Raw genomic sequence first — 24,846 nt, 5'->3', positions numbered from 1 at the left:
TACGTCTACCCGCACCCAGGGTCCCGCCGTCCGATCCGGCCACTCACGAGCACTTCACAGCACCTCGCGAAGATCATTTCGCTGAGAAAACCTCACTATCAGGACCTTCGGCCCGACCTGGTCATCAGCGACTACAACCTTTCGGCCAGCATGGCCGCCGCCATCGCGGGCGTCCCGCACGCGCTGATCACCGAGCGCTTCGACTTCACCATCTGCCAGATCGACGACGACACGCTGGCCGCGGGCGGCTTCGACCTGGACGTGGAGGACCTGCGCCGCGGCCGCGCCGCACTCCACTCGGTCTTCCAGTGGATCGTCGACACCGCCGAGGTGGTGCTCACCGACAAGCCCCCGGTCGCCGCTCTCGACGAGGGCACCGCGGTCGCCGCCGCGCTCCTCGACGGTCGCGCGGTCTTCACCGGCCCCATGATCCGCGAGATCCCGCCGCGCGCCGAGGGCGACGGGGCCGCGCTGCGGGAACGGCTCGGTCTGGGCCCGGGGCCGATCGTGGTCGGCTCGGTCGGCGGTACCACGATGTTCCTGGAGAACAAGAAGCGCATCATCGACTGCTACCTGGCCGCCTACCAGCAGCTCAAGCAAGCCCACCCGGAACTCCAACTGCTGCTGCTGGGACGGGAGAAGGTGGACGCGCCGCAGGACGTGGTGCAGATCAGCTACCTGCCCGACTGGATGCCGCTGCTCCAGGAGGCCGACGTGCTGCTGTCCGCGCCCGGCTGGATCACCGTCACCGAGATCGCCGCGATGGGCATCCCCACGGTGTTCGTCCTGGGCAGCCTCGGCGAGTACCACGAGGTCGAGGCCGCCCAGCGGCTCGAACGGCTGGGCTTCCCCACCCTGGTGGGCCCCGAGCCGGAGCAGTTGGCCGCCCTCGTCGGGCCGATGATCGGCCACGCCGGCGACGGCCCCTCCGCGGCGCACCTGGCCGTCGCCCCCGAGGGCTCCGGTACCGCCCGCGCGGTGCGGCTCCTGGTGGCCGCGGCGCGCGGCGCTCGCGAACAGCTCCCCGGCGGCCTGCCCGCCGCCCTGAAGGCGTGACCGGCGATGAAACCGATCTCCCCGGTCACCCGCCTGCTGCTGGCCACCGACGGCTCCACCACCGTGATCCTCGAGGCGCTGCTGGACTGCGCGTTGGACGTACGCGTCGACGCGCAGGAGGACGTGCCGCCGGGCCGCGTGCCGGCCGGGATCGCCGCCGCGCTGCGTCCGGCCAGGGGATCCGGGGTCGTCGCCCGCAAGTCGGCGCTCGTCGCCCCCGACGGCACCGTGGTCAGCGTCAACACCGTCCACTTCGCCGCCACCCCGCACGGCTGGTCCGGCTCGGCGCAGGACGCGGCGCCCCTGGGCCGCCGGCTGCGCCAGGCCGGCACCCGCCAGCACCGCGAGATCCTCGCCTCGGGAACCGCGCAGTGGCCCGACCCGCGGCATCCCGCGCCCTGCGCCTTCAAGGAGTACGTCATCGACTGCGAGGGGGGCGCCCGGCTGCATATCTCCGAGCGTTTCAACCCGCTGGTGATCCCGGCCCCGCAAGCCCGTCCGGGCCACGGCGCCGGAGCGTGGCGCGGGACTGCCCGCCCTGCCCGGCCGGCCCGTGGACCGGGCGGACCGGACCGGGCGGGCGTCGCGGCAGCGGCGGTGGCGGGGAGTGAGGCTCACGCCGGCGGGACGACGCCCACCGCCGTGGTGTTGCCCTCGCTCACATAGCCCAGCGGATCGCGCAGAGGGTGCCCGGGAGCGTCCGGATCGGTCAGGCGGTGCCAGTCGCCCCGGACACCGTGAGCGAGGGCCAGCTGCGCGATCCGCGCGCAGGCGAGACCGTAGAAACGGCGGACCGGGGCCGGCATCGGGGCGAAGTGCTCGATGACGGTGGTGCGTTGCCGCACCTCGGCCAGGCCCGCCTCGGCCAGGTGGCGGCGCAGCTCGCGGGTCCGCAGCAGGCGGCGGGCATAACCGTCGCCCTGAGCCGACGCGAGCCGGAAGAAGTCGGCGAAGGCGAACGGGTCACCCGGCCGTACCGCGATCAGGGAGGCGTCCAGGTCCTTCACGGCGACCAGGCCGCCCGGCCGCACCACGCGGCGCATCTCGACCAGAGCGCGCCGCAGTTCCGCGTCGTCCAGGTACTGCGTGGTGTTCGCGCACCACACGGCGTCGAACGAGTCGTCGGGGTAGGGCAGTGCGAGCAGGTCCCCGTGGCGGATGTCGGGCGGCCGCCGGAACGTGACGGGCAGTGCGCGCCTGGCGGACGCCGCCACGTTCTCCGGCGCGAGGTCGACCGCCGCCAGCCACCCGTCAGGTCCGACCGCCTCCGCGAGACACGGCAGGAACGACCCCCCGCCGCAGCCCGCGTCGAGCACCCGCCACCCCGGCGCGATTCCCACCCCGCGCAACGCCGCCAGGTAGTCCTCGGCGCACGCCGCGAAGTGCGCCGCCACGATGTCGTCCCGGGTGAACTCCAGTCCGGTGGAGGCCGCGTAGCCCCAGTCGATACGGGTCATCGTCCGTGCGTCCTTTCGATGGCGGCGCGCAGCGCCGGCGGTGGGGTCGAGCGGGGCGTGCGCGCCGGGCGCGGCGCGCGAGGGGCCCGCCGGGCCCGGGGCGGTGACGAGCGGGCCGGGGCGCGGGCCGCACAGGCCGACCGCCGGGATCCGGGCACGGATGGGGGCGGGGGTGGTCATGAGACGAGGGGGGCGCGGACGGACGAGGCGAAGTCGGTGAGGAGACCGGAGACCGTGGCGCCTCCAGGGGCAGGAGGTGGCCGGCGCGGGGCACCGTGACGCAGCGGGCGCCCGGGGTGGCGACGGCCATGCGCTGCTGTTCCGCCAGCGGGGCGAGGGTGTCCTCCGCGCCCGCCGCCACGAGGACCGGCACCCGGGCTCTCGCGCAGCGCCTCCTGGGAGTCGGGACGCGCTGCGATCGCGCGCTGGGCCCAGGCCACGGCCGTCGGGTCCGCGCCGCGGGCCCAGGAGAGAACCTCCTCGCCCAGCGACGGGGTCCCGGCGCGCGTCGTGGCGCCCAGCAGCAGGGCGCTGCTGCGCTCGACGAGCGAGGGGCCGGCCACCGGGTCCAGTATCACGTCGGCGAACGCCCGCCGCTCCGCGGCCGCCTGCGGAGAGTCCGCGGTGGCCCGTCCGGACAGCAGCGCCAGCGCGCGCACCCGGGCGGGGTGGCGCCGCAGCAGCGCCAGGGCCACGTACACGCCCATCGAGCACCCGGCCACGACCGCCGATTCCACTGCCTGGCGGTCGAGTTCGGCCGCCACGTCGTCGGCGACCACCGCCAGGTCGGGCGGTGCAACGCCCAAGTCGACTCCGCCGAAGCCGCGTTGGTTGTGGGCGATCACACGATGGCCGGCGGCCAGCAGCGCCTGATGCGGGCCGCGCCACATCCGGGCGTCCAGCGGCAGGGCGTGCAGCAGCAGTACCGGCGGCAGCTGCGCGCGGCTCATCGGTCCGCCGCCCCGGCCGCTCCGGCGTACCGCTCGGCCGCCTGCTCCGCGTCCCGCACCAGGCGCGCCGCGGCGGGGGTGAGTCCGCTCGCACGCCGCCACGCCCACCTGACGGGGGCGGGCGGCAGGTCGCTGACGGGCACTGCCAGGATGCCGGGCGGGAGGGCGTCGGCGACCGAGGCGAAGGAGGGGTGGACGGCGTCGGTGGCTGCCAGCACGGCCGCCGCCTGGGTGAGCGTGGTCATCGGGTGCACCCGGCGGACGGCCACGCCCCGCGCGGTCCGCGGGGGCACGACCAGGTCCCACACGTACGGCGGGAACCCGTCCGGGCACGCGAAGGCGTCGTAACCGCTGAGCTGTTCCAGCGTGACGGACGCCGCGCCCGCCAACGGATGCCCGGCGCGCATGAGGGCGGCCCGCCCGTCGTAGCCGATCGGACCGCTGGTGGCCAGATCGGGCTCCCGCGGCGTGTACTTGACGATCATCAGGTCGACCTCGCCGGCCCGCAGCGGCGCGAACGGCTCGGTCATGTTGTACGGCAACCGGTGCACGCCGTCGTCGCCGTGCCCGCAGCCCGCCAGCAACGCATCGACCAGGCGCGGCGATCCGTGCACACCGATCCGCACCCGGGGATCGCGGCCGGCCGCGGCGGGGGACAGATGAGCGGGCGTCCCGCGGGTGGCCTCTGAGGGAGCGCCGGGGGCCGCGGGCGGCGGGACCGGTGTCGGCGGTGATGTCATCTAGATCTCCTCCGTGAGCAGGGCGTATGCCTGGAGCTGGTCGGGGTGCAGGGCGTCGGTGTCGGCGCGCAGCGCGGCCACCGGCCGGGTCACCGTGGACAGCCGCGGCGCCGAGCGCAGCGTCAGCCGGTCGCCGGGCGCGAGCAGATCGTCCGCGACCGCCTCCACCAGCAGGTGATGGAGGTGCACCAGCGCGGCGGCGAGCGTGACGCCTGCGGTGGCCGCGTACAACTCGCGGTGCACGGGCGAGCGTCGGGCGGGGGCGGGCAGCGGAGGCACGGACCCGGGGACGTGAGCCGAGCGCCCGGGGACGCAAGACAGGGGCGGTGGTAGCGAACTCGTCTGCCCGGGGACGAGAGACGGAGGCGCGGGTGTAAAGGCGATCGGCTCGGGGACGGGGGTCATCCGCCCGGGGGACTGCACAGTGCCCGGAAGCCGGACGGTTCCCATCCCCACGGGGGCCGCCGTCCCGGCCTCCCCGGAACCCAGCCGCAGCACGGCGCCCTCCGGCAGTCCCTCGAAGGGCCGTGTGCCCTCGAAGGTCTTGAGCAACCGCCGCAGCGTGGCGCCGGCGGCTGCCGGAGCGGGCCCGAACCAGGCGGCGGACCCGTCGGCGGAGGTATGGGAGAACGCGAAGCGCTCGCGGAGGTTCGCCGGCCGGCCGGAGAGGAAGACCGTGCGGGTGAGGGCGCGGCGCCACGCCTCGCCGTCCTCGGCCGGGACCTTGACGGCGAACCGGAAGACCTCCGCCATCCAGGACGGGACGTCGAGGTCGGCCAGGACGCACACCGCTGCATGGCCCCCGGCGGCGACGGCCAGCGCCTCCCGGGCGGCCCGCAGCCGCGCGACCGCCGACAGGCCGTCGTCCCCGGCGTCGCCGCCTGGTGCGGCCCCGGCGGCGCGGAGCCGGTCCGCGGCCCAGGACAGCAGGACTTCCTGGGTCGGCGTCACAGGTACACCGCCGCCAGCAGTTCGCGGTCCGGCGCGGCCTGCCGCTTGCCCAGCAGCGCGGTGGTCAGCCGGTACGGATCCACGTGCAGGTGGGAGCGGCGGTAGCGGCTCAGGTCCAGCGGCTCCGGGCGCGGACCCGGCGCGCGGCCGGGGCCGGGCGCGGGCGCGGCGGCGAGCATCCGGTGGGCCCGCGCCATGCACTGGTGCAGCAGGTCCGCGCGGAAGGACTGCTGCTGTCCGGGCCCGAGCACCGCGATGAAGTACAGCCGCAGGCCCAGACGCACGGCGGCCGGGGCGTGCTCGGCCGCGGCCCGCAGCAGCGCCTCCGCGGTGTGGCCCCGCCAACCGCCGTGCCGGGCCGAGATGATCCGCCCGTCGATCGGCACCCGGCCGACCGGCACCAGCCGGACCGTGGCACCCAGCGTGCGCAGCACCTGCGCCAGCAGCCGGTAGTCGCCGTCGAGTTCGCGGTCGTAGAGCAGCACCGTCTCGTCGTGCCGGGCGGACAGCGGCAGCAGCTCACGCAGTGCGCAGGCCAGATAGTTGGGCCGGTTGTCGGCGGACACGATGCGGCGCAGCGGCAGGCCGTGCGCGGTGGCGTCCAGCAGCACCGGTCCGCCGAACCGCCGCTGGTCCAGGGCGAGTCCCGCCTCGACCAGTCGCTCGACGGTCTCCTCCAGGCCCAGCCCGGGCGGCTGGTGGGTCAGCAGGCCGGGGTCGCGCAACCCCATCCGGGCGTACTGCCCGGCCCACAGTCCCAGCACCCGCGCGCTGGCCGGGTGCACCCAGCCCTGCTCCACCGCGCACGCGTACGGCCGCAGCGCGGCGGCGGGCGGCCGTTCCGCGGCGGCGCGGAACTCGCGGTAGCGCTCCCCGATCTCCTCCTCCGGCAGCGTCGCGTAGTCCTCGTCACCGCGGGTGCGGTCGAGGAACTCCCAGAAACCCAGGGTCTGTTCGGTCGGGTGGTAGGTGGTGTGGCTGTAGCGGAACGTCACTTCGGCCAGTTGTTCGGTGGAGCGCACCATCGCGTCCGCCCAGAGGATGCCCTTGAGGTGACTGGGCGTCAGTGGTTTGGTCGGGGTCACCGTCACCGGAGCGAACAGCACGGAGGGCCGGGCCGCCATCTCAGGGCCCTCCCTTCACGGCCGTGAGCAGCGTCTCCCGGTCGGGTGGCGCGGGGCGCCCGCCGGGTCGGACCGGGGGAAGCGGCCCGCCGCCCGCCGCCCGGACCCTGGCTCGGAAGTCGGGGTGGTCGAACACCTGCGTGGGCGGCGTGAGCGTCATCAGCACGCGCGTCAACCCGCGCCACACCCCGGGATCGACCGCCGCCGCGACGCCGATCACGGAGAGTTCGGGCCGGGTCGCCTCCGGGCACCGCTCCGCGCGGCCTTCGCCGGTGGTGCCCTCTCCGAGGGCTGTTCCCCCCGCCGTAGCCTCTCGCGTCCCGCCGTCAGGAGCGCCCGCATGGTCCGCCCGTACCGGGGACCGTGTCTGGTCCCTATTCCCCGTCCGTGGCCCGGTCCGCGTCCGTGTGTCCTCCCGGGCGGGAGACGGATCGCTGCGGGGCTCGGGTTCGGCGAGCCAGCGGGGGCGGCGTCCGCCGGGGATGCCCATCACGTGCGCCCGCCAGAGCGCGTGGCGTCGGGCGGCGTCCTGCGCGCCCTGCTCGAACCAGGGCCGGAACACCTCCTGCGCCAGGCGGGCTGCGGCCTCGCTCTGTTCGGAGCCGGGATCGGGCAGATCGTGGAGGAGTTCCGCGAGCCGGAAGGCGTGGTCCAGCGCGAGGGACAGGCCGCGGCCGTGGAGGGGATCGGTGACGCAGGCTGCGTCACCGACCGGGAACAGGCCGCTGACCGGGTTGCCGCGGGGGCCGCGGGCCTGGCCGAGCAGCGTGTTGGGGGGCGTCACCATGGTCCGCAGCGCGCTGACGGGCTCGGCGACACCGGGCGCCGTCCAGGGCGCCACGAACGGCGAGAGCCGGGTCACCGCCTCGAACGCGCCCGGTGCCAGCAGTTCCCGGGTGCAGGGGTCGTCGGTGAGGAAGCCGAGGCTGACGGCGAAGGTGCGGTCCTCCGCAGGGTGCACCACGGCCGCGTAGTGCTCCCAGATGCCGCCGGCGGCGTTGCCGCGGTTGAGCGGGCCGGGGCGGGTGTCGCCGGCCAGCCGGTAGAAGCGGGTCAGGGCGCGCAGGCCGGTCGGGGCCGAACGGCGGGGGACCGGCGCCATCCCGGCGGCCGTCAGCCATCCGCGGGAGGCCGCCGCGCGCCCGGTGGCGTCCACCACTACCTGGGCGGGGATCCGCTCGCCGCGCGTGGTGACGACTCCGGTGACCCTGGCCGCCGCCGTTGTCGCCAGCAGCCCGCAGGCCGCCTGGCCGTGGTGCACCACCACGCGCGGGTGCGCGGTGACCGTGCGGTGCAGCACCCGCTCGAAGGTGGTGCGGCGTACCGCGAGTGCCACCAGTTCGTCGTCTGCCGGGATGCGGTGCAGGCCGGGTGGGGCCGCCTGGGTGAGGTCCAGCAGGTGGGCGCCGGTGTCGAGGGCCGCGGCCAGCACGGCGGGCGCGTGCTGGCGCAGGGCGCGCACCCCCAGCGAGGTCAGGGTGTGCGAGTGGCGGTTCTGCGGCACCGGACGCCGCTCCCAAGCGTCCGGGTCGTCGCCGGGCGCCGCGCAGTGCTCCAGCACCCGTACCTGGTAGCCGCGTTCGGCCAGCGCCCATGCCGCGGCCAGGCCCGCCACACTGCCGCCCGCGACCAGGGCGGTCGGTGCGGTCCGCGTGGTCATATCCGATGCCCGTGGACGAAGAACACCCGGCGCGCTGCGCGCACCGACCGGTCGGGGACCGGGTCCGGCCAGCGGCCGAAGTCGGCCCCGGGCTCTCCGGGTTGGGTGGCGGTCACCGCGAACCCGTGCCGGGCGAACAGCGCTTCGGGCTCGTCGGTGCCGAACAGCCAGGGGCAGCCCCAGCCGGCGAACACCTCCAGCAGGCCCCGCATGTCCGGCCGGGTCAGCGCGGCCGAGTTCACCAGGTCGGCGGCGATCACACTGCCGGGCGCGGCGATGGCCGCTACCCGGTCCAGGATGCTGTGGGCGTCCGCCTCGGGGACGTAGTAGAGCAGCCCCTCCAGCAGCCAGGCGGACGGCGCCGCCGCGTCGTAGCCGGCGGCCGCGAGGCGGTCCTCCCAGTGGTCGTCGGTCAGGTCCACCGGGACGGTGCGGTGTGTCACCGTCGGCCGGATGCCCTCCAGCCGGGCGGACTTGAAGGCCAGTACCGCTGGCCGGTCCACCTCGAAGTAGCGGATGCCCGACGGCCAGGACAGCCGGTACGCACGCGAGTCCATGCCGGCCGGGGCCAGCACGACCTGCCCGATCCGCGGTTTGGCCGCGGCCGCGAGCAGCAGGTCGTCGAAGAAGCGGGTGCGTATGGCGTTGTAGTCGGGTGTGCTGGGGAGGGTGCGCGGCCGGTCCGGGGGGAAGGTGGCCGCCCGTACCTCCGCCAGCAGTTCGGGACCGATCCCGCCCACGAGCTGTGCCGCGTACGGGTCTTCGTAGAGCCGGTCGGGCCGCTGTGTCTCGGCGGCCCGCAGGGCGGCGGTGAGCAGGGCTGTCCGTTCCACCGCGGTGGTCAGGTCGGTCATGCGCGTGCTCCGTTCTCGTCCAGGGATGCTGGGGAGGAGGCCGCGGTCGGGAAGGGTGGCGGAGCGTCGGGGCCGCCCGGACCGCCTGCGCCGCCCGCCGCGGCGGCCGCCTCGCGGGCGGCGTCGGCCAGGCGCTGCCAGCCGGCCGGATCCTGGCGGAACAGCCGGTCCTTGACCTGGGTGGGGCGCACTCCCGCGGCCACCGCGGCGTGCCAGTCGCGCTGGAAGGTGCCGGGGGCGACGGTCCGGGCGTCGGGCGGCCCCAGCCGGCCGGCGGCGCGGGCCGCCGAGTAGTCCTTGCTGTGGCGGTGCAGCGCGCGGTCGGTCTCGTCGGCGAACCTTCCGCACTCGGTCGCCGACCAGCGGCCGAGCGGTTCGGCCACGAGGCGGTAGCGGGGAGTGCCGTCGTCGCCGTCCTCCACCCGGCATGCGGCGTTGCGCACCGCGAGGCCGGTGGTCTCCAGCGACCGGCTCAGCGCCCGGATCAGCTGGGCGTCGCGCAGCCGTTCCCCGACGGCGTCGCTGCGGGTGCCGCGTCCGGCGTACGCCAGCCGCGGGCCGCCGCCGTGCCGGTCGACGACGCGCACCACGTCCCCCACCGCGTACCGGTAGAGGCCGCCGATGTGGCTGAAGACCACGTGGTAGTCCTGGCCGGTCTCCAGCTCGTGCGGCAGCAGCGTCGCGCTGTCGTCCGCCAGGTCCTGATCCGCGGGGAGGAACTCGTAGAGGCTCGCGGTCGGTACCAGGGTGCCGGCGCTGTGGTGCCGGTCCAGGGCGACCGCGACCGGGCCCTCGGAGGCGGCGGACGGCGCCGGGAGCGCGGCCACCCCCACACCGAACTCCTCGCGCAGCGCGGGCAGGTACAGCGTCGCCGCGCCGGTCGTCCAGCAGAACAGCGCGGCCAGCCGGGGCCACACATGGGCGGGGCGCAACCGCCCGAAATGGTTGCGCAGGCTCTCCAGTTCTGCGGCCCGGCGTGGATCGGGGGTGGCGCACCGCACCCCGCCGACTGTGCCGTCGCGGACCTCCTTGAGGATGCGCGGCAGCCAGGCGTCCAACTGGTACGGCACGGCCGCCACCATGGCGGGGTTGATGCCGATGACGCAGCGCACGTCGTGCTGCACGGCTAACCGCAGCCGCAGGTACATCTTCTCGATGTGGTCCTGCGGCGCCACCTCGACCGGCAGCGTCGTCCATGGCGCACCGGTGCCCAGCTCGGCGGCGAGCGGCTCGCCGAACTGCGCGCCGAAGTCGACCTGGCTGGCGCCGATGTGGGGGCGGCCGCCGGCGGGGGCCGGGCTCGTGGTGAGCGGGTCGTACTTGAGGTTCAGCACCGCGTCGGGCGCGTCGAGCACCTGCGGGAAGTGCTCCAGCAGTGGCGCCCATGCGGCGTAGTAGAACGGAAGGAAGGTGGTGCGCATGAAGGCGCGGGTGACCGGGATGCGCTTGTGCGCGCCGGTGGAACCGCTGCTGGTGAAGTACAGCACCGGGTCGTCGGTGGTCAGTACCTGCAGTTCGCCTGCGGTGACCCGGTCGATCCACGGTGACAGGCCGGTGAAGTCGCGGACCGGCACGGCCCGCCGGAAGTCGTCCACGGTACGCAGCCGGCCGAAGTCGTGCTCGCGGCCGAAGGCGGTGCCGGCGTTGTACTCCAACAGGTCGCGCAGCACCTGGCGTTGGGCTCCCGCCAGGTCGTTGGCCCGTTCGCGGAGGCGCTCGCGCTCGGCGAGGACCCGGTCGCGGTAGGCGTTGCCGTGCCCGGGGAGGGCCCATGGGGACGCGGGTGAGTGGTGGGTGGGGGCGGGGGATGGCAGGACCGGTCGGGTGGGTGACGTCATGACGCCAGCACCTCCCTGACGGCCTGCACGGTGCGCGTCACGCTCTCGTACTCCTCGATGTGGGTGACCGGCAGCGTCCGCACCTCTTCGAGCATCAGCTCGCGCAGTCGTGTCTGGTAGCCGCGGTAGCCGGGCCAGGTGGGTCGGGAGCCGTCGTACTCCAGGGGGTTGAGTCGTTCGCCGTTGCCGCTGCGGCGCCAGCCGGACCGCGGGCTGGTGTTGAGGAAGACCACCCGGCCGGGCTGCGGGAAGGACCGCCACCAGGCGAACATCGGGTTGTCCGGAACACCTGCCAGCCGGCATTTGGCGAGGATCTTGTAGTAGTAGGAGTCCATCAGCACCGGCTTGCCGTCGGGTCGGTCGGCGAGCTGGTCGCGCAGGTGGAGCACCGCTGTCTGGAGCAGCCCGGCAAGGAACTCCGCCGAGTAGGTCCGCCCGAGGGCGGGCAGCACGTCGTCCATGACGTGCCTGCGGAGCTGGGTGATCAGGCCGTGCTCGGGGGCCAGGAGCCCGGTGTCGGTGGAGAGTGTCCGCCAGGCCGTTTGGCTGCGGGCGATCTCGGCCATGACGGAGGACTTGCCTGTTCCGTCGGAACCGAGCAGGACCACGAAGTCGTGGGGCAAAGTGCTTCCCTCCGCTCTGGGGCGGCCGCGCCCAATGCGGGGGCAGCCCGGTGGAGACCGAGGACGAACGTGCGGGGAGAACGTGGGCGTGCGGGCGTGGCCCGCGGATGCGAGTGCGGGCAGCCTGTGCGGGAGACGGTGCACGGGGTGGCGCGGGAAATGGGCGGCGTAAGGGCACTTGGCGGACTCGCGGGCGAATCGCGTTCGGCCGAAACGGGGGAACTCGCCCGAGGAGCCGGGCTGCGCACGGGGGAGGGCGCAGCCCGGCTCGCGGCGCAAACCCTGCCGCCTTTCCAGGCTACGCACGGAGGTGACACCCGTTCAAGTGTTTGCGGGCGAAAACCGTAGAACAGCCGGGCGCTCATTGTTTGACGCGGGTCCAGATATGAGGCCGGCAGGTGCGCAGTCCAGTGAATATCCACCCGTCTCGAAATTTTCCGGAATCAGGCTTTCCTGAAAATTGTTGACGCCGGTTGCGCTGCTTGCGTGTTACGGCCCCGTATCGTGCGCCGATACTTTCAGAAATCTCTCGACACACGCGCGTTCGATGTTCTACGTTCTCCGCAAAACATATTCGCGGAGGTCCAGCACGGCGTGCCACTCATGGGAGTGCGACGCCCGGGCAATCCGACGACAAGGAGTCCCAGGTGCGCGGCATCATCCTCGCGGGCGGGTCCGGTACCCGCCTCCGACCGATCACGACCGTCTCGTCCAAGCAACTCCTGCCCGTCTACGACAAGCCGATGGTGTACTACCCCCTGTCGGTGCTCATGCTGGCCGGGATCCGGGAGATCCTGCTGATCAGCAACCCCGAACACCTCGACACCTACGAGCAGTTACTCGGTGACGGCAGCCGTCTGGGGCTGCGCATCGAGTACGCCGCGCAGGACAGGCCGCGCGGCCTCGCCGACGCGCTGCGCGTCGGCCGGGAGTTCATCGGGGACGAGCAGATCGCGCTCATCCTCGGCGACAACATCTTCTACGGCCACGCGCTGGCCGAACTGCTCGGCCGGGAGCGCGACCGGCTGGAGGGCTGCACGCTCTTCGGCTACCCCGTCGCCGACCCCGAGCGGTACGGCGTGGCCGTCACCGACGACGACGGCCGTATCGTCGAACTGGAGGAGAAGCCGGCCGCCCCGCGCTCCAACCTCGCGGTCACCGGCCTTTACCTCTACGACAACGAAGCGGTGGAGATCGCCACCCGGCTCAGGCCGTCGGCCCGCGGCGAGTTGGAGATTACCGACCTGAACAAGGAGTTCATGGCCCAGGGGCGGGCCCGGCTGGTCAACCTGGGCCGCGGAAGCGCCTGGTTCGACACCGGAACCCACGAAAGCCTTCTGGACGCCGCGATGTTCGTCCAGATCCTGGAGAAGCGGCAGGGAATCCGGCTGGCCTGTATCGAAGAGGTCGCCTACCGCATGGGGTTCATCGACACGGAGCGGCTGAACCTGCTTGGCAAGGAGATGTCCGCCTCCTCCGGGTCCGGGTACGGGCAGTACCTGATGGAGCTGACCCGCACCTGAGCGGGGTCGGCCGGCCGCCGCGACGGCTTCCGGGCCGGTACGGCGCCCGCCCGCGGGGCGCGTCCGGCGGGGGCGCCCGCGCCCACCGACTCCAGCAGCCCGGGCCACCGGGTGTGGATGTCGTCGTAGCGCAGCCCGACCCGCCTGCGGGTCTGCCGGACCTCGACGAAGAGCAGTCCAGCCTCCCGCAGCACTTTCACATGATGGGAAAGCGTGGATTTCGCCACCGGATAGCTGAGTTCGTGCCAACCTTTGGCGCCCTCGGCTGCGAGCCTGCGGACGATGTGCAGGCGGGTGGAGTCGGCGAGGGCACGCAGCACCTGCTCCAATTGCAGGGTCTCCCTGGACGGATGAAGGATCTGGCGCAAGAGGTACCTCCAGGCATTTCTGCCGTCATTCACTACCGATAAGCGTAGTGTCGGATTTCGTCCCGGTGCAAGAACCCGGCAGGAAGTAGTGCGGTTATTCGTGACTTTCGTTTATCGCGGACGCGCCTCGGGTGCGCCGCGGTGAAGCGGTTCACGTTCATAAGAGAAATTCAGGAGGAACGATGATCATCGACTGCCATCAGCATGTGGTGCTGCCAGTCGCCGACCAGTTGGCGCTCATGGACGAGGCCGGCATCGACAAGGCCGTCCTGCTGTCCACGCTGCCGCATGTCGAGCGGGCGACCGACCTGGAGTCGTTCCGGGCGGAGATGGCCGTGCTCGGCCGGGTGCTGGCCGGGGAATCCTCGGGGCGCCAGGTGCCGAGCCAGGAACTGGCCGCCTCGGTGGCCGCCGGCGGCGGGCGGTTCGTCGCCTTCGGCAAGGTCCCGGTCGGGCTCAGCCAGCAGGACACGGAGAAGGCCCTCCAGGAGGAGGTCATCGATCCCGGGTACGCCGGTGTCGGCGAGCTGACGTTCGCCGGCGACGGCGCGGCCGCCCTGGAGTCCGTCTTTCGTGCTGCCGCCGACGCGCCGGGCGGCCCCCTGCCGCTGCTGGTGCACGGATTCCTGCCGCAGACGCTCGCCGACCTGCGCACCACCGCCGACCTGGCCGCCCGCCACCCGCGGGTACCGGTGATCATCGGGGTACTGGGCGGCCTGCACTGGCTGGAGACGATCGACCTGCTCAAGGAGGTACCCAACCTGTATCTCGACCTCGGCTCGTCCTTCGTCAGCCTCGCACCGAGGCTCGCCGTCGCCGAGGTCCCGGAGCGGTGCCTGTTCGGCTCCAACACCCCGTTCGCGGACGCGTACACCAACCGCGTCCTGGTGGAGCGGGTGATCCCCGACGCCGGGGTCCGCCGGCGCGTGATGGGGGAGAACCTGGCGGAACTGCTCGGCATCGCCTGAGTCCCCGGCACCCTCCGACCGTCCCGGGCCGGGACCCGCGCCGATGTGCGGGTCCCGGCCCGGGACACGGGCCAGGCCGATGTACCGGACCCCGTCCGGGAGGCGAGCGGGGGGTGCCGGGCCCGGGAGGTGAGCCCGGCCGGCATCCGCGTAGCTACGCTTCGGCGGGGGAGAGCAGGTCGCCGTCGGCGCCGGCGGGTGCCCGCGCCAGATGGCCGTCCCCCGAGGCGGCCGCCCCGGCGCTGTCGCCGCGAGCGTGCCGTACCACCGCCTCGGCCGCGTCGGCGGTTGCGGCGCGCAAACGCGGCAGCCCGTCCGCTTCCTCACCCATGATCATCCGCCGCACCTGCGGCACCACCAGCGGCCAGCCGACCAGACCGGTCAGGATGAGCAGCAACGAGGGCCCGTCGAGCGGACCCGCCGCCTGGTCGGGCAGCCCGGCCGCGAGCCCCGCCGCCTTGTCGCCGTAGTGGCGCGCGCGGTTCTCCTCGTCCGGCACCGCGCGGTCAGTGAACTCCAGGGCCTCCCACATGAGCAGCCGCAGGACCTCGGGGTGCGCCAGGTGGTAGCCGAAGAGCCGGTCCACGTAGCCGGCGACGTCGTCCGTCTCGACCGGGACCGACTCGGCCAGCTCGCCCAGCGACCGTTCGAGCACCGTCGCGAAGAGTCGCTCCTTGTCGCCGAAGTACTGGTAGATCGCCTGCTTGTTGGCGCGCGCGGCCTGCGCTATGCGGTCGACGCGGGCGCCCGCCACCCCGTACCTGGCGAATTCCTGCAGAGCCGCCTGATAGATCCGGCCCCGCGTCGCCTCGGAGCTGTTGGACATCGTTCGGGCCTCCTGATCTTCGTTGTACCTGCCGAGGATGCCACATTCGATCAAATAAACCAACCGTTTGCTTAAACCAACTGGTTGGTGTAATCCTGGAGCCATGGCTGCTTCCGACAGCGATCCACCGGACACCCCCCTCCGTTCGCCCGGGTTGCCCACCCGCCGACTGGGCCGGGCCGGCCCCGAGCTCCCCGTACTGGGCCTGGGCACCTGGCGCCGCTTCGATCTCCCGCCGCGCCGCGAGCACCTCGCCCACCAGATCGTCGAGCACGCCCTCGACCTGGGGGTCCGCGCCTTCGACACGGCGCCGGTGTACGGCCGCGCCGAGCAGGTGCTGGCCAACGCGCTGCGCTCACGCCGCGCCGAGGCGTTCGTCGCCACCAAGATCTGGGCCGGCGACGCGGGGGAGGGCCGACGGCAACTCGACCGGCAGCTCCAGCTCTTCGGCGGCCGAGTCGACCTGCTCCAGATCCACCACCTGATCGGCTGGCGCAACCATCTGGACTGGCTTGCCGAGGCCCGCGAGCAGGGCCTCATCCGCCTGATCGGCGTCTCGTTCTGGCAGGACGGTGCCTTCGGCGGCGGCACCACCTCCGACCTCAGGGCGGCCATCCGCAGCGGCGTCATCGACGTGGTGCAGGTGCCGGTCAACCCACTGGAGCGGCGGATGGAGGACCGGGTGCTGCCGCTGGCCAAGGAGCACGGCACCGGCGTCATCGCCATGCGGCCGTTCGCCGAGGGAGCGCTGCTGCCCGGACCGCCCCCCGACCGGCTGGCGGAGACCGGCAGCCCCGACTACGCCCACGCACTGCTGCGCTGGACCCTCGGCGACCCCCGCGTACACCTGGCCATCCCCGCCACCCTCGACCCCGCCCATCTGGACGCCAACGCCGCGGCCGTCCGCGCCGCCCCGCTCACCGGCGAGCAGCGCCATGCGGTCGCCCGGCTGGCCCGGCGCTCGGGTTGACCAAGGGCGGCGGCCCCGCCCCAAGCCAGCGCCCCAACCCCCGCCCCACACGCAGCTTCACGGCGCAGCTCCCACCCCGTCCCCGCCACAGAAGGAATGTGCGATGTCCGAGACCTCACCCCCGCTGTCCGTCGCGACAGCCCCGGCGTCGGCGGCGCCACACCCCGTACGGCCACTGGTGTTCACCGCCATGGCGGTGTGCTCCGGTGCGACAGTCGCCAACGTCTACCTCGCGCAGCCGCTGCTCCAACTGCTCGCCGACTCCCTCGGCGTGTCCAAGTCGTCCGCGGGCGTCGTCGTCACCTGCGCCCAGTTCGGCTACGCGGCGGGCATCCTGCTGCTGGTGCCGCTGGGGGACTCCCGCCGCCGCCGGCCCCTGCTCACCGCGATGCTGGCCGTCACCACCGTCGCGCTGCTGTGCGCCGCCGCGGCCCCAGACCTGGCGCTCCTGGCCTCCGCAGTCGCCCTGGTCGGCGCCGCGACCGTGATCCCCCAGGTCCTGGTGCCGCTCGCCTCCGAACTGGCCCCGCCCGAGCGGCGAGCCGGTGTGGTCGCCAACGTGCAGATCGGCCTGATGACCGGCATCGTCGGCTCACGGGTCATCGGCGGCGCCCTCGGCCAGGCGCTCGGCTGGCGTTCCGTATACCTGCTGGCGGCCCTACTGACCGCCGCGACCGGCGCGTTCACCGTCGCCCTGCTGCCGAAGGAGCCTGCGCGCCCCCGGGTGCCCTACCTCCAACTGCTCGGCTCGCTGCCCCGCCTGCTCGGCAGTTCGGCGGCGCTGCGCCAGTCCTGCTTCGTGCACGGCGCGCTCTTCGGCGCATACAACGCCACCTGGACCACTCTGGTGCTGCTGCTCAGCGGCGACCACTACGGCTACGGCAGCGCGACCGCCGGACTCTTCGGCCTGGTCGGGCTGGCCGGCGCGTTCGCCGCGCCCTGGGCCGGGCGGTTCATCGACCGCCGCAGCCCGCTGCCGATCATCACCGGCGCCGTGGTGCTGATGCTGGCAGCCGCCGGTCTGTACGCGATCGGCGGCAGCGTGCTGGCCGCTGTCGTGGTGGCCATCGCGCTGGCCAACATCGCCGTCCAGTGGAGCCAGATCGCCAACCAGGCCCGGATCTTCGCCTTCCTGCCGGATTCCCGCAGCCGCGCCAACACGGTCTACATGGTCACCGTGTTCCTCAGCGGCGCCATCACGGCTGCTCTGGCCAGCGCCTGCTACGGCGCCTACGGCTGGCACGGCGTCTGCGCGCTCCAGGCCGCGCTGGCCACCGCCGCACTGCTCGGCCTTCCCTTCGCCCGGCGGCACGACCAGGGCGCCGCCGTCACCTAATGCCCCACACCCGCGTTGCCACCCGAGGAGCACGATGAACCGCAACCGCCGGAGCCACGTCCCGCACCCCGGAGACAGCACGAGCGCGCTGCCCAGTCCCAGCGCCGAGACGGAACGCCTGACCGGACTCCTCAAGGCACTCAGCGATCCCGTCCGGATGGGCATCGTGCGGGCGCTATCCCGCCACGAGAACCGCGAGGCGTGCGTGAGTGACCTGATCACCGCGTTCCCCCAGTCCGGACCCACCATCAGCCACCACCTGAAGGTGCTGCACACCGTCCGGCTCATCGACCGGCGCCGCGAGGGCACCTGGCTCTTCTATCGGCTCAGTGACGAGACGCTCAGCGAGGTCGCGTCCCTTCTCGGAGACATCGGCATCACGCGGGACCGTTCCGCTGTTCCCGATAGGGAATCCCGGCTCCAGCTCGCCGGACGGATATAGGAATCAATTTCAAGACCGGTCTATTTAGATGAATTCCGTTTTGACGGCGGAACCTGTTGTCGTAAATCATTCACGAGTCGGCCAGGAGGAATAACCGATGGCGAACGACATCCCGATAGGCCGGCGGTCCCTGCTGGGTGCGGGAGCGGCCGTGATGGCCGTCCCCCTCCTCGCGGGCACCGCCAGCGCACACTCCGGCGCGGTTCCCCCGCAGTCCGCGCCAGGCGCAGAACAGCGCCAGAGCCACGGCCACGAATCGGGCCACGACCACCACCACGAAACGAGGAGCACTGTGAGCTTTCCCGCCATGCCCAAGTCCGTCCTGCAGTTCTTCAACGCCTCCCAAGTCGCCGACGCCGACGCCTGGGCCGACGCCTTCGCCGCCGACGGCGTCTTCCACGACCCGGTCGGCCAGGCGCCGATGCAGGGCCGCGAGGAGATCCGCACCCGCATCAAGGCCGTGCTGACCGGATTCGACCCCTTCCTCGGGATCACCCCCGTGGAGGCATACACCGTCGGCGACCTCGTCGCCGTCTCATGGCGGGGCGCGGCCGTTCACACCAGCGGCAAGCCGGTCAACTGGTCGGGCATCAACGTCTACCAGCTCAATGACAAGGGCCTGATCAAGGAAGCGTGGGCGTACTTCAGCCTCGCCGCCTTCCAGGCGCAACTGGCCTGACGGGCTGCAGAAAGCCCCGGGAGGCGGAGGCGGCCCCGGACAGTCCACTCCGCCTCCCGGCACGAACCGTTGACGCCGTCGTGGGCAAGCCGGTCCGACCTGATGGCGATTCGCATTGTTCGGCGTGGTCTGCCGGGACATCGCGGGTCGTCAACAGTTAGGGACTGCCGAGCCAGTGGAGGAATTCGACGCGTTCCAGACGCACCTGGGCTTTGGGCGGTGGGGAGAGGTCCTTCTCCGACGACGTGGTGGCCGCCGCGATGATGGTCCACCACGCCGAGGTCCTAACCGGTGACTCCTCCCGGACCCGCCCGCGACGCGAGCTCCTGGCGAAGGAGAACCGCAGGAAGCGTAGTTGGTGGGCGGATGTCTTAAATTCCTCCCGCGTGGGTTGGCCTTCGGCCTAGGATTTCGTCGTGACTGATTCGCAGCCAGCGTCCGGCCCCCTGTTCACGCCGGCCCCTGCTGTCGCAGGAGGATTTGACGCTTCGTTCTCTGGCGTGCTCCTGCCAGACCTGTCCTGGGCGGCGGCCCGTCTCGGTCTCGTCCGGGAGCCGGACGGCTGGCTGCACACCGCAGTCATCGCGTATGTGACCGCAAGTGAGTATCTCGGCGTGTTCGAGGAGGTCCGCGGCGATGAGTTCGACCCCGGCGTCTGGCTCGACGCGCTGCTCCGCAGGCATCCGCGCGAGGCGTATGTCGAGATGTTGGCGTTCCTCAACCGCGCCGCGCCTTTCAAGGAAGCTGTCCTTGCGATCCAGCAGCGGTTCGTGGAGCGCTTGGGGGGGGTCCTTCGCAAGTTGGCGGAAGCGGCCCTCGCGGGCGCGACGGATGGCCAGCCGCGATGGTTCATAGCAAGGCAGCCAACGCTGCGCGCCATGCGCCTTGTGCTGACCACCCCGACCCCGCAGGGCGAGCCCGACCCATGGGTGGCCAGCTTCCTTGGTGACGTGGATCTTGAAACCGCCTCATTGCTACTGGTTCACCTTGTTGCCGCCACCCTTCGGAGAGAGCGACCAGAGCAGGAGGCGAAGTTCGGGGGCGTGGGCGAAAGCCTCGCCAAAGAAGTGGTCTGCAACCAGATCTTCAATGAGCCGAAGGATATCGGCAGTGCGATCGGCAGGACCTGGTCGCTGTGGACGCGCCATGCCTCGAACCTGAAGCGCGAGAAACTCGACACCGATCCCGTGGACCTGCTCGCGGCCGCGACCGGTCTGAACCTCGTGGAGCTCCTCGCTCCCGCCTTCGCATACTGGGTCAAAACGAATGAAGCGCGCGTTGCTGGCCCAGTGCGAGTACCGGCGTTCGCGTTGCTGAAGTTGCCGAGGGAGAAGGTCCAGAAGTTCCTGGCGCTCTACTCGACCACGTTCGATGACCTCGCGGCCGCGCTTGAAGCATGTGATCAGCCCTGGCAGATGCTCCCGCTCCAGAGCACCCCCCTCCTTCGATTCGGTGACACCGTCGTCGTCCTCGACGAGCCCTTCTTGTGGGAAGCGGTGGCCAGTGGCCTCTACTGGAGAGTGCGGGACCACGTCGCGACGACGGCAGGCGACAAGGCATGGCAGGCGTGGTCGCGCGCGTATGCAGAGATGATCGAACTGTTCGCCGAGGATCTCATCAAGGAGATCGCCCCGATCCTCTTCGACGGTTCCAGCTCGTTCTTCACCGAGGAAGACATCAAGGCGGCCTTCCCCGCGAGGAAAGGGGTGACGCCGCTGAACTGTGACACGGGCATCGACTTCGGCAACAGCGTCGTCCTGCTGGAGATCGTCAATAAGCCCATGACGCTGGACGCCCGATCGGGCGACCTGGACAAGTTCAAGATCGACACTGAGAAGGCTGTCGTTGAGAAGACCAAACAGTTGGACGGCACGGCGGAGCTTCTCCTCCGGTCACCGCAGCCCGGTGCATCCCCCCTGAGGGCATCGGCCGAGAAGGTGTTTCCGGTGGTGGTGTGCGGAAACGGCTTCCCGCTCAACCCAGTGACGAGAAATCACATCGAGGAGCGGCTGAAGGCTCAGGGCTGGCTGCAGCACCCCAGAGTCCAGCCTTTGGCGGTTGTGGACCTGGACGAACTGGAGACGTGCGCCTGCCTCGCCAAGACCGGGCGGCTCCTCCCGGAGGTGCTGTCCGGTTGGCTCAGCAGCCCCTATCGAAAGGGCTCGCTCACCATCCACGTGGTCGACACCTATGGGGGCCAGAACCTGAAGCGGCCGACCCGCGTCGCGTCGGATATGGGCGACGCGTTCAAGGCCATCGAAGGGGTGCTGAACATCCAGGACGACCCTCAAGCCGAGCCGGAGTCCGGCTGAGCAGGTGCGGCCAGAGCAGTTGCCCACCCACGGCCGCAGACTCTCCTCCACTGTGTCCGAAGCCGCTGGCTCTCACCGGACGCCTTGCAGCGACGTCCCAATGAAGTTACTCAGACTCGGTCGAGGATGACAATCGCGAATCTGCCCGTCTGGGTCGACGCCGCCGTCCACCTGGGCACCCTCCTGGAGCCCACAGGGGAGTTCCCCGTGACCTCCCCGAAGGCGGGCGGGCACCGTAGGCTGCGCAACGTGGAAGCCTACGCGTACCTGGCTCTCCTGCAGAAGGGCCAGGCGCCCGACGTCGCCCCGGAGTTGCTGCGCGCCGCGCTGGACTTGCTGGACAGGGTCGACCCGGTCGGCGAGGCGTTACGCGCCCGGACGGCTCTCACGTCCGAACTGGCCAGGGTCGCCCTCGACGCCTTCCACCGCCGCGGCGGCGCAGCGGAGCTCTCGGTGTCCGTCGACGCCGCTCACTCGGCGCTCTCCCGCGGGCCGACTGGTCCGGTGCGCTTCGCCACCTGGAATAACCTCGCGCTGGCCTTAAAAGCCGTCGCCGAGCGCACCGGCGAGCAGCGCGACCTGGAGGAGGCGATCGCCGCGGCAGGGGAGGCGGCCTGCGTCGTGCCGGAGGACGACCCCGACCGTTGCGCCGTGCTGCTCAACCACGCCGTGCTGCTGCACCGCCGCGGTCAGATGACCCGCCGCCGCGCTGACGGCGAGGCGGCGGTGGGCGCCGGCCGCGCGGCGCTCGCGGCAGCCCCGCCGGGCAGCCCGCACCTGGCGACGATACGGTCCACCCTCGCCGCCTTCGCCCGGGGGCTCACCGCAGGCTCCGTGCAGGGCGACGCCCACCTCGTCGAACTGCGCGCTGCCGTTGCGGAGTTGCCCGAGGGCCACCCCGACGGCGCACTCACGATGTGGCGGCTGGCCGCCGCGCTGGCGGACCGCCACCGCGAGCAGGGCGACGCCGCGGCCCTCCGCGAGGCCGTCGGGATCGTGGGCAGGGCGCTGCGGCTGCTCCCGGAGGACCACCGCGACCGCGCCCGAATCGCGTGCGAGGCGGCCGTGCTGTTGGTGGAGGCGCATCGGGCCGGCGGGCAGGACGCCTTCCTCGACGAGGCCGTCGTGCTGGTCGACGCGGCGACGAAGGCGGCGGCGGCCGATCCGGCGCTCTTCGGCGCGGTGGCGAATCTCGGCGCCGCCCTGCACGAGCGCTTCCGCCGCTACGGGCGGCGGGCCGATCTGGCCAAGGCCGGGGAGTGGTGCCGGGAGGCGGCCCGGCTGGTCCGTCCCGCCGACCCCGGCCGTGCTGCCGTGCTCGTCAACCTCGCGGCCGTCCTGGTCAGCGAGTCGGCGCTGGACGGCGGGACGGGGCGGCTGCGGGAGGCGACCGGCCACCTGCGGACCGCGGCCGCTACGGCCCCGTCCGACGCCGTGCGGGCCGAGGCGTACGCCGGGCTCGCCCTCGCTCTCCAGCGCACCCACATTGCGGAGGGCCGGCCGCGTGACCTCGCCGCCGCCCTGGTCGCCGCCCGCCGGGCGGTGCGCCTGACACCGGACGGGGCGCCGCGCCGGGCGCGCTTCCTCGGCATCCTCTGCTCGCTGCTGCGCACCCGCTATGAACGGGCCGGCTGCCGGGCCGACCTGGAGCGCGCTGTGGAGCTGGCGCGGGAGGCGCGGGCGGCGTCCCTGCCCGGCAGTCGGGAGGCGGCCCTGCACGCCTCGCTGCTGGGTCTGGCGCTGCTGCGCCAGTTCGACCGCACGGGCGATGAGGACGACCTTGCCAGCGCGGTCGCGCACGCCCGGGAGGCGGTCATCACGGCCCCGGCCGGGTCGGCCGCACGGCCTGCACTGCTGCACAACCTCGCCAACGCGCTGCGGGTGCGCTTCGAGTACGGTCGGGAACTCGCCGACCTCGACCAGGCAGTGGAGTTGGCCCGCGGTGTGGTGGCGGGGACCGGCACGGGCGACATGCGGGAGGCCGCGCGGCTGGCCAACCTGGGTGCCCTGCTCGTGCGCCGCTTCGAAGCCACAGGCGAGCGGCGCGACATCGATGAGGGGATCGGGGTCGGCCGGCGGGCGGTCGAGGCGGCGGGGGGCCGTCCGCTGGACCTGCCCGGCCACCTGACGAACCTGGCGCTCGGCCACTTCCGCCGCTACGAGGCGCTGGAGGACCCCCGCGACCTTGAGGCCGCTGTCGCCGTCGGCCGGGCCTGCCTGTCGGCTGCCGGCGACGCGGCGCCGGATCTCGAGGGCTTCCGCTCCAACATGGTCGCCCCGCTGCTCGCGCTGAACGAGGCGACCGGTGGGGCGGAGCACCTGGCCGAGGCGCTGCGCCATGGGCAGCAGGCGGTCGACGGCTTGCCCGAAGGCCACCCCGGCCGCGCGGGATTCCTGCTCAACCTGGCGCGGGCGCTGGACCGGGCGGCGGAGGGCGATGCCGGCGGCGAGGTGGCCGACCGGGCCGCGAGGGCCTACGCGCAGTGTGCGGCCACGCAGACGGCGACCGCGCTGTGGCGTGCGGCGGCGGCGCAGTCGCAGGCGGCGTGCGAGGTGCGCAGGGGCCGCTGGAAGGAGGCCGACCGGGCCCTGGCCGGGGCCGTCGCGCTGCTGCCGCAGGTGGCCCACCGCGCGTTGGCCCGCGCCAGCGGGCAGGCCCAGTTGCGGCGGCTGTCCGGTCTGGGCTCGGACGCCGCGGCCGTCGCTCTCGCGGTCGGCGACTCCGGCCGCGCCCTCGCCCTGCTGGAGCGGTCCCGCGGGGTGCTGCTCGGCCAGGGGCTCGACTACCGGGCGGCGCCCAGCTCCCGTCCCGACGTGCCGGCTGCCGAGTGGGAGCGGCTGCGGCGGATCCTGAGCATCGACGTGCCCGCGCTCCCCGGTCCCGCGGCGGAGGACGCCGCCTCGCCGGCCGCAGACCCGCTGGAGCGCCGCCGTGAGGCGGCGCGCGCGTGGGACGCCCTCACCGCCGACGGGCCGCCGGACGGCGCGCCGGTGGAAGTACCCGACGGCTGCGGGGTGCTGGTCGCCGTCAACGTCTCGCGGCACCGGTGCGACGCGCTCCTCGTGCGGGGCACGGACATCCGCCATCTCCCGCTGCCCCGCCTGACGTTCGCGAAGGCCGCGCGCTGGGCGGCGACGGTGACGGCGGCGGCACGCGACGACAGTTGGTCGTCGACCGGGCTGCTGCGCGAGGTGCTGGCGGGTCTGTGGGACGACGTGGCCGAGCCGGTGCTGCGCGCCCTCGGGCTGACCGGACCTCCGGCCGCCGGGGCGCCGTGGCCGCGCCTGACCTGGATGCCCACCGGCCCACTCGCGCTGCTGCCGCTGCACGCTGCTGGGCGGCCCGACGGCCCGCACAGTGCGGGGGGTTCGGTCCTGGACCGGGCGGTCTCGTCGTACACCCCCACCGTGCGGATCCTGCGCCACGCGGGCGGGCGGCACGCGGGGGCCAGGGGCAGGGTGCTCGCCGTCGGGGTCACCGAGGCCCAGGGCACAAGGCGGCTGGAGCACGCCTTGCCGGAGGCCAGGGGGGTCCACGCGCTGCTCGGCGGTGCGGGGCGCCCGCTGCTCGATGCGGACGCCACCCGGGAGGCGGTGCTGGCGGCGCTGCCCGGGGCGGTGTGGGCGCACTTCGCGTGCCACTCGGTGACCGACCCGGCCGATCCCTCGGCCGGCGGCCTGCTGCTGCACGACGGCTGTCTGCGCATCCGCGACCTCGCGGACGGCGACGCGGGCGGCGCGCACCTGGCGTACCTGTCGTCCTGCGGCAGCGCTTTTGGCGGCGCCGCCCTCCCCGACGAGTCCCTGCACATTGCAGGGGCCTTCCAACTCCTCGGCTTCCGGCACGTCGTCGGGACGCTGTGGCCGGTGGGGGACACGTTCGCGCTCGACGTGGCCGAGCGGCTGTACCGGCTGCTCGCCGACCGCGGCGCCGAGCCCGCCGAAGCCCTGCATGACGTGGTGCGCGAACTGCGGCTGTGCTATCCGGCGAACCCCCGACTCTGGGCGGCGCACGCGCACTTCGGCGCCTGAACGCGGGCCCGCGGCAGTCCCACCGCCCGCGCGTGGTCGTACGGACGCGCCCCGTACGACTCCGGACAATGCCGTACGGCTGTCCGTCTTGCCCGTGATCAGGGGGCTGAGCAGCATCGGGGGTGATCCACGGCGGC

Annotated in this window: 21 protein-coding genes; 10 read left to right on the top strand and 11 right to left on the bottom strand. The window is 73.0% G+C overall.

The genetic code is table 11. The features are described from left to right. Positions 1–150: 150 nt before the first annotated feature. Both AB0M29_RS35200 and AB0M29_RS35195 read left to right on the top strand, forming a co-directional pair. Positions 151–1,056, top strand: a complete 906-nt coding sequence (locus AB0M29_RS35200; RefSeq protein WP_365390394.1) for a hypothetical protein — start codon at positions 151–153, stop codon at positions 1,054–1,056. Between the two features lie 6 nt (positions 1,057–1,062). Next, positions 1,063–1,722 (top strand): hypothetical protein, encoded by a 660-nt coding sequence (locus AB0M29_RS35195; RefSeq protein ID WP_365390393.1) that lies wholly within the window; start codon positions 1,063–1,065, stop codon positions 1,720–1,722. On the opposite strand, the gene AB0M29_RS35190 is transcribed toward AB0M29_RS35195, so the two are convergent. From AB0M29_RS35190 to AB0M29_RS35150, 9 genes are read right to left on the bottom strand one after another with little or no spacing between them, the layout of a single operon-like run. Beyond that, the gene (locus AB0M29_RS35190; protein WP_365390390.1) at positions 1,671–2,693 is read right to left on the bottom strand and encodes a class I SAM-dependent methyltransferase; all 1,023 of its coding nucleotides are present in this window, start codon (positions 2,691–2,693) and stop codon (positions 1,671–1,673) included. The genes AB0M29_RS35195 and AB0M29_RS35190 overlap by 52 nt on opposite strands. Beyond that, positions 2,690–3,463 (bottom strand): alpha/beta fold hydrolase, encoded by a 774-nt coding sequence (locus AB0M29_RS35185; protein WP_365390388.1) that lies wholly within the window; start codon positions 3,461–3,463, stop codon positions 2,690–2,692. Before AB0M29_RS35185 ends, AB0M29_RS35190 begins: the two co-directional genes overlap by 4 nt. Further along, positions 3,460–4,203 carry a LysR family transcriptional regulator substrate-binding protein gene (locus tag AB0M29_RS35180; RefSeq protein WP_365390387.1) on the bottom strand — a complete coding sequence of 248 codons (744 nt, stop codon included), beginning with the start codon at positions 4,201–4,203 and terminating at the stop codon, positions 3,460–3,462. The genes AB0M29_RS35185 and AB0M29_RS35180 overlap by 4 nt, the downstream gene beginning before the upstream one ends. Beyond that, positions 4,204–5,154: a DUF6182 family protein gene (locus AB0M29_RS35175; RefSeq protein WP_365390384.1), complete on the bottom strand. Its 951-nt coding sequence runs from the start codon at positions 5,152–5,154 to the stop codon at positions 4,204–4,206. After that, positions 5,151–6,278 carry a hypothetical protein gene (locus AB0M29_RS35170; protein ID WP_365390382.1) on the bottom strand — a complete coding sequence of 376 codons (1,128 nt, stop codon included), beginning with the start codon at positions 6,276–6,278 and terminating at the stop codon, positions 5,151–5,153. The genes AB0M29_RS35175 and AB0M29_RS35170 overlap by 4 nt, the downstream gene beginning before the upstream one ends. 1 nt (position 6,279) lies before the next feature. Beyond that, entirely contained in the window at positions 6,280–7,938 is a 1,659-nt protein-coding gene (locus tag AB0M29_RS35165; protein ID WP_365390380.1) for an FAD-dependent oxidoreductase, read from the bottom strand. Beyond that, the gene (locus AB0M29_RS35160) at positions 7,935–8,792 is read right to left on the bottom strand and encodes an SAM-dependent methyltransferase (RefSeq protein WP_365390377.1); all 858 of its coding nucleotides are present in this window, start codon (positions 8,790–8,792) and stop codon (positions 7,935–7,937) included. Before AB0M29_RS35160 ends, AB0M29_RS35165 begins: the two co-directional genes overlap by 4 nt. Beyond that, positions 8,789–10,630 (bottom strand): GH3 auxin-responsive promoter family protein, encoded by a 1,842-nt coding sequence (locus AB0M29_RS35155; protein WP_365390375.1) that lies wholly within the window; start codon positions 10,628–10,630, stop codon positions 8,789–8,791. Before AB0M29_RS35155 ends, AB0M29_RS35160 begins: the two co-directional genes overlap by 4 nt. Beyond that, entirely contained in the window at positions 10,627–11,253 is a 627-nt protein-coding gene (locus AB0M29_RS35150) for a hypothetical protein (protein WP_365390374.1), read from the bottom strand. The genes AB0M29_RS35155 and AB0M29_RS35150 overlap by 4 nt, the downstream gene beginning before the upstream one ends. 647 nt (positions 11,254–11,900) lie before the next feature. Between AB0M29_RS35150 and rfbA the strand changes: the two genes are divergently transcribed. After that, positions 11,901–12,776 (top strand): glucose-1-phosphate thymidylyltransferase RfbA, encoded by an 876-nt coding sequence (rfbA, locus tag AB0M29_RS35145; RefSeq protein WP_365390373.1) that lies wholly within the window; start codon positions 11,901–11,903, stop codon positions 12,774–12,776. On the opposite strand, the gene AB0M29_RS35140 is transcribed toward rfbA, so the two are convergent. Then, positions 12,665–13,144, bottom strand: a complete 480-nt coding sequence (locus AB0M29_RS35140; protein WP_365390370.1) for a hypothetical protein — start codon at positions 13,142–13,144, stop codon at positions 12,665–12,667. The genes rfbA and AB0M29_RS35140 overlap by 112 nt on opposite strands. A gap of 182 nt (positions 13,145–13,326) precedes the next feature. Between AB0M29_RS35140 and AB0M29_RS35135 the strand changes: the two genes are divergently transcribed. Continuing rightward, positions 13,327–14,112 (top strand): amidohydrolase family protein, encoded by a 786-nt coding sequence (locus tag AB0M29_RS35135; protein WP_365390369.1) that lies wholly within the window; start codon positions 13,327–13,329, stop codon positions 14,110–14,112. Between the two features lie 154 nt (positions 14,113–14,266). Here the strand turns inward: AB0M29_RS35135 and AB0M29_RS35130 are convergent, their stop codons facing one another. Further along, complete coding sequence (locus tag AB0M29_RS35130; RefSeq protein WP_365390366.1) at positions 14,267–14,938, bottom strand: TetR family transcriptional regulator; 672 nt, start codon at positions 14,936–14,938, stop codon at positions 14,267–14,269. Between the two features lie 103 nt (positions 14,939–15,041). Here AB0M29_RS35130 and AB0M29_RS35125 point away from each other — a divergent pair, with 103 nt between their 5' ends. The 6 genes from AB0M29_RS35125 to AB0M29_RS35100 all read left to right on the top strand — a co-directional run bounded on the left by AB0M29_RS35125 (position 15,042) and on the right by AB0M29_RS35100 (position 24,709). Further along, positions 15,042–15,908 (top strand): aldo/keto reductase, encoded by an 867-nt coding sequence (locus AB0M29_RS35125; RefSeq protein WP_365390365.1) that lies wholly within the window; start codon positions 15,042–15,044, stop codon positions 15,906–15,908. 103 nt (positions 15,909–16,011) lie between these two features. Further along, complete coding sequence (locus AB0M29_RS35120) at positions 16,012–17,244, top strand: MFS transporter (RefSeq protein ID WP_365390364.1); 1,233 nt, start codon at positions 16,012–16,014, stop codon at positions 17,242–17,244. Positions 17,245–17,278: 34 nt separating this feature from the next. Continuing rightward, positions 17,279–17,686: a metalloregulator ArsR/SmtB family transcription factor gene (locus AB0M29_RS35115; protein ID WP_365390362.1), complete on the top strand. Its 408-nt coding sequence runs from the start codon at positions 17,279–17,281 to the stop codon at positions 17,684–17,686. A gap of 97 nt (positions 17,687–17,783) precedes the next feature. Next, positions 17,784–18,365, top strand: a complete 582-nt coding sequence (locus AB0M29_RS35110) for a nuclear transport factor 2 family protein (RefSeq protein ID WP_365390361.1) — start codon at positions 17,784–17,786, stop codon at positions 18,363–18,365. Positions 18,366–18,781: 416 nt separating this feature from the next. Beyond that, positions 18,782–20,677 carry a hypothetical protein gene (locus tag AB0M29_RS35105; protein ID WP_365390359.1) on the top strand — a complete coding sequence of 632 codons (1,896 nt, stop codon included), beginning with the start codon at positions 18,782–18,784 and terminating at the stop codon, positions 20,675–20,677. Positions 20,678–20,803: 126 nt separating this feature from the next. Continuing rightward, positions 20,804–24,709: a CHAT domain-containing protein gene (locus AB0M29_RS35100; protein WP_365390357.1), complete on the top strand. Its 3,906-nt coding sequence runs from the start codon at positions 20,804–20,806 to the stop codon at positions 24,707–24,709. Positions 24,710–24,846: the final 137 nt, after the last annotated feature.

Source organism: Streptomyces sp. NPDC051976 (assembly GCF_040680795.1).
In the GTDB taxonomy this organism is placed as follows: Bacteria; Actinomycetota; Actinomycetes; order Streptomycetales; family Streptomycetaceae; genus Actinacidiphila.
This window is presented reverse-complemented; position numbering and strand designations above follow the sequence as displayed.

What these genes read in the sequence shown, in the direction of transcription:
- AB0M29_RS35185 (WP_365390388.1), bottom strand. Translation starts at nt 3,463, where the DNA reads ATGAGCCGCGCGCAGCTGCCGCCGGTACTGCTGCTGCACGCCCTGCCG.
- AB0M29_RS35115 (WP_365390362.1), top strand. Translation starts at nt 17,279, where the DNA reads ATGAACCGCAACCGCCGGAGCCACGTCCCGCACCCCGGAGACAGCACG.
- AB0M29_RS35170 (WP_365390382.1), bottom strand. Translation starts at nt 6,278, where the DNA reads ATGGCGGCCCGGCCCTCCGTGCTGTTCGCTCCGGTGACGGTGACCCCG.
- AB0M29_RS35120 (WP_365390364.1), top strand. Translation starts at nt 16,012, where the DNA reads ATGTCCGAGACCTCACCCCCGCTGTCCGTCGCGACAGCCCCGGCGTCG.
- AB0M29_RS35155 (WP_365390375.1), bottom strand. Translation starts at nt 10,630, where the DNA reads ATGACGTCACCCACCCGACCGGTCCTGCCATCCCCCGCCCCCACCCAC.
- AB0M29_RS35200 (WP_365390394.1), top strand. Translation starts at nt 151, where the DNA reads ATGGCCGCCGCCATCGCGGGCGTCCCGCACGCGCTGATCACCGAGCGC.
- AB0M29_RS35195 (WP_365390393.1), top strand. Translation starts at nt 1,063, where the DNA reads ATGAAACCGATCTCCCCGGTCACCCGCCTGCTGCTGGCCACCGACGGC.
- AB0M29_RS35100 (WP_365390357.1), top strand. Translation starts at nt 20,804, where the DNA reads ATGACAATCGCGAATCTGCCCGTCTGGGTCGACGCCGCCGTCCACCTG.
- AB0M29_RS35190 (WP_365390390.1), bottom strand. Translation starts at nt 2,693, where the DNA reads ATGACCACCCCCGCCCCCATCCGTGCCCGGATCCCGGCGGTCGGCCTG.
- AB0M29_RS35125 (WP_365390365.1), top strand. Translation starts at nt 15,042, where the DNA reads ATGGCTGCTTCCGACAGCGATCCACCGGACACCCCCCTCCGTTCGCCC.
- AB0M29_RS35180 (WP_365390387.1), bottom strand. Translation starts at nt 4,203, where the DNA reads ATGACATCACCGCCGACACCGGTCCCGCCGCCCGCGGCCCCCGGCGCT.
- AB0M29_RS35160 (WP_365390377.1), bottom strand. Translation starts at nt 8,792, where the DNA reads ATGACCGACCTGACCACCGCGGTGGAACGGACAGCCCTGCTCACCGCC.
- AB0M29_RS35165 (WP_365390380.1), bottom strand. Translation starts at nt 7,938, where the DNA reads ATGACCACGCGGACCGCACCGACCGCCCTGGTCGCGGGCGGCAGTGTG.
- AB0M29_RS35135 (WP_365390369.1), top strand. Translation starts at nt 13,327, where the DNA reads ATGATCATCGACTGCCATCAGCATGTGGTGCTGCCAGTCGCCGACCAG.
- AB0M29_RS35130 (WP_365390366.1), bottom strand. Translation starts at nt 14,938, where the DNA reads ATGTCCAACAGCTCCGAGGCGACGCGGGGCCGGATCTATCAGGCGGCT.
- AB0M29_RS35110 (WP_365390361.1), top strand. Translation starts at nt 17,784, where the DNA reads ATGGCGAACGACATCCCGATAGGCCGGCGGTCCCTGCTGGGTGCGGGA.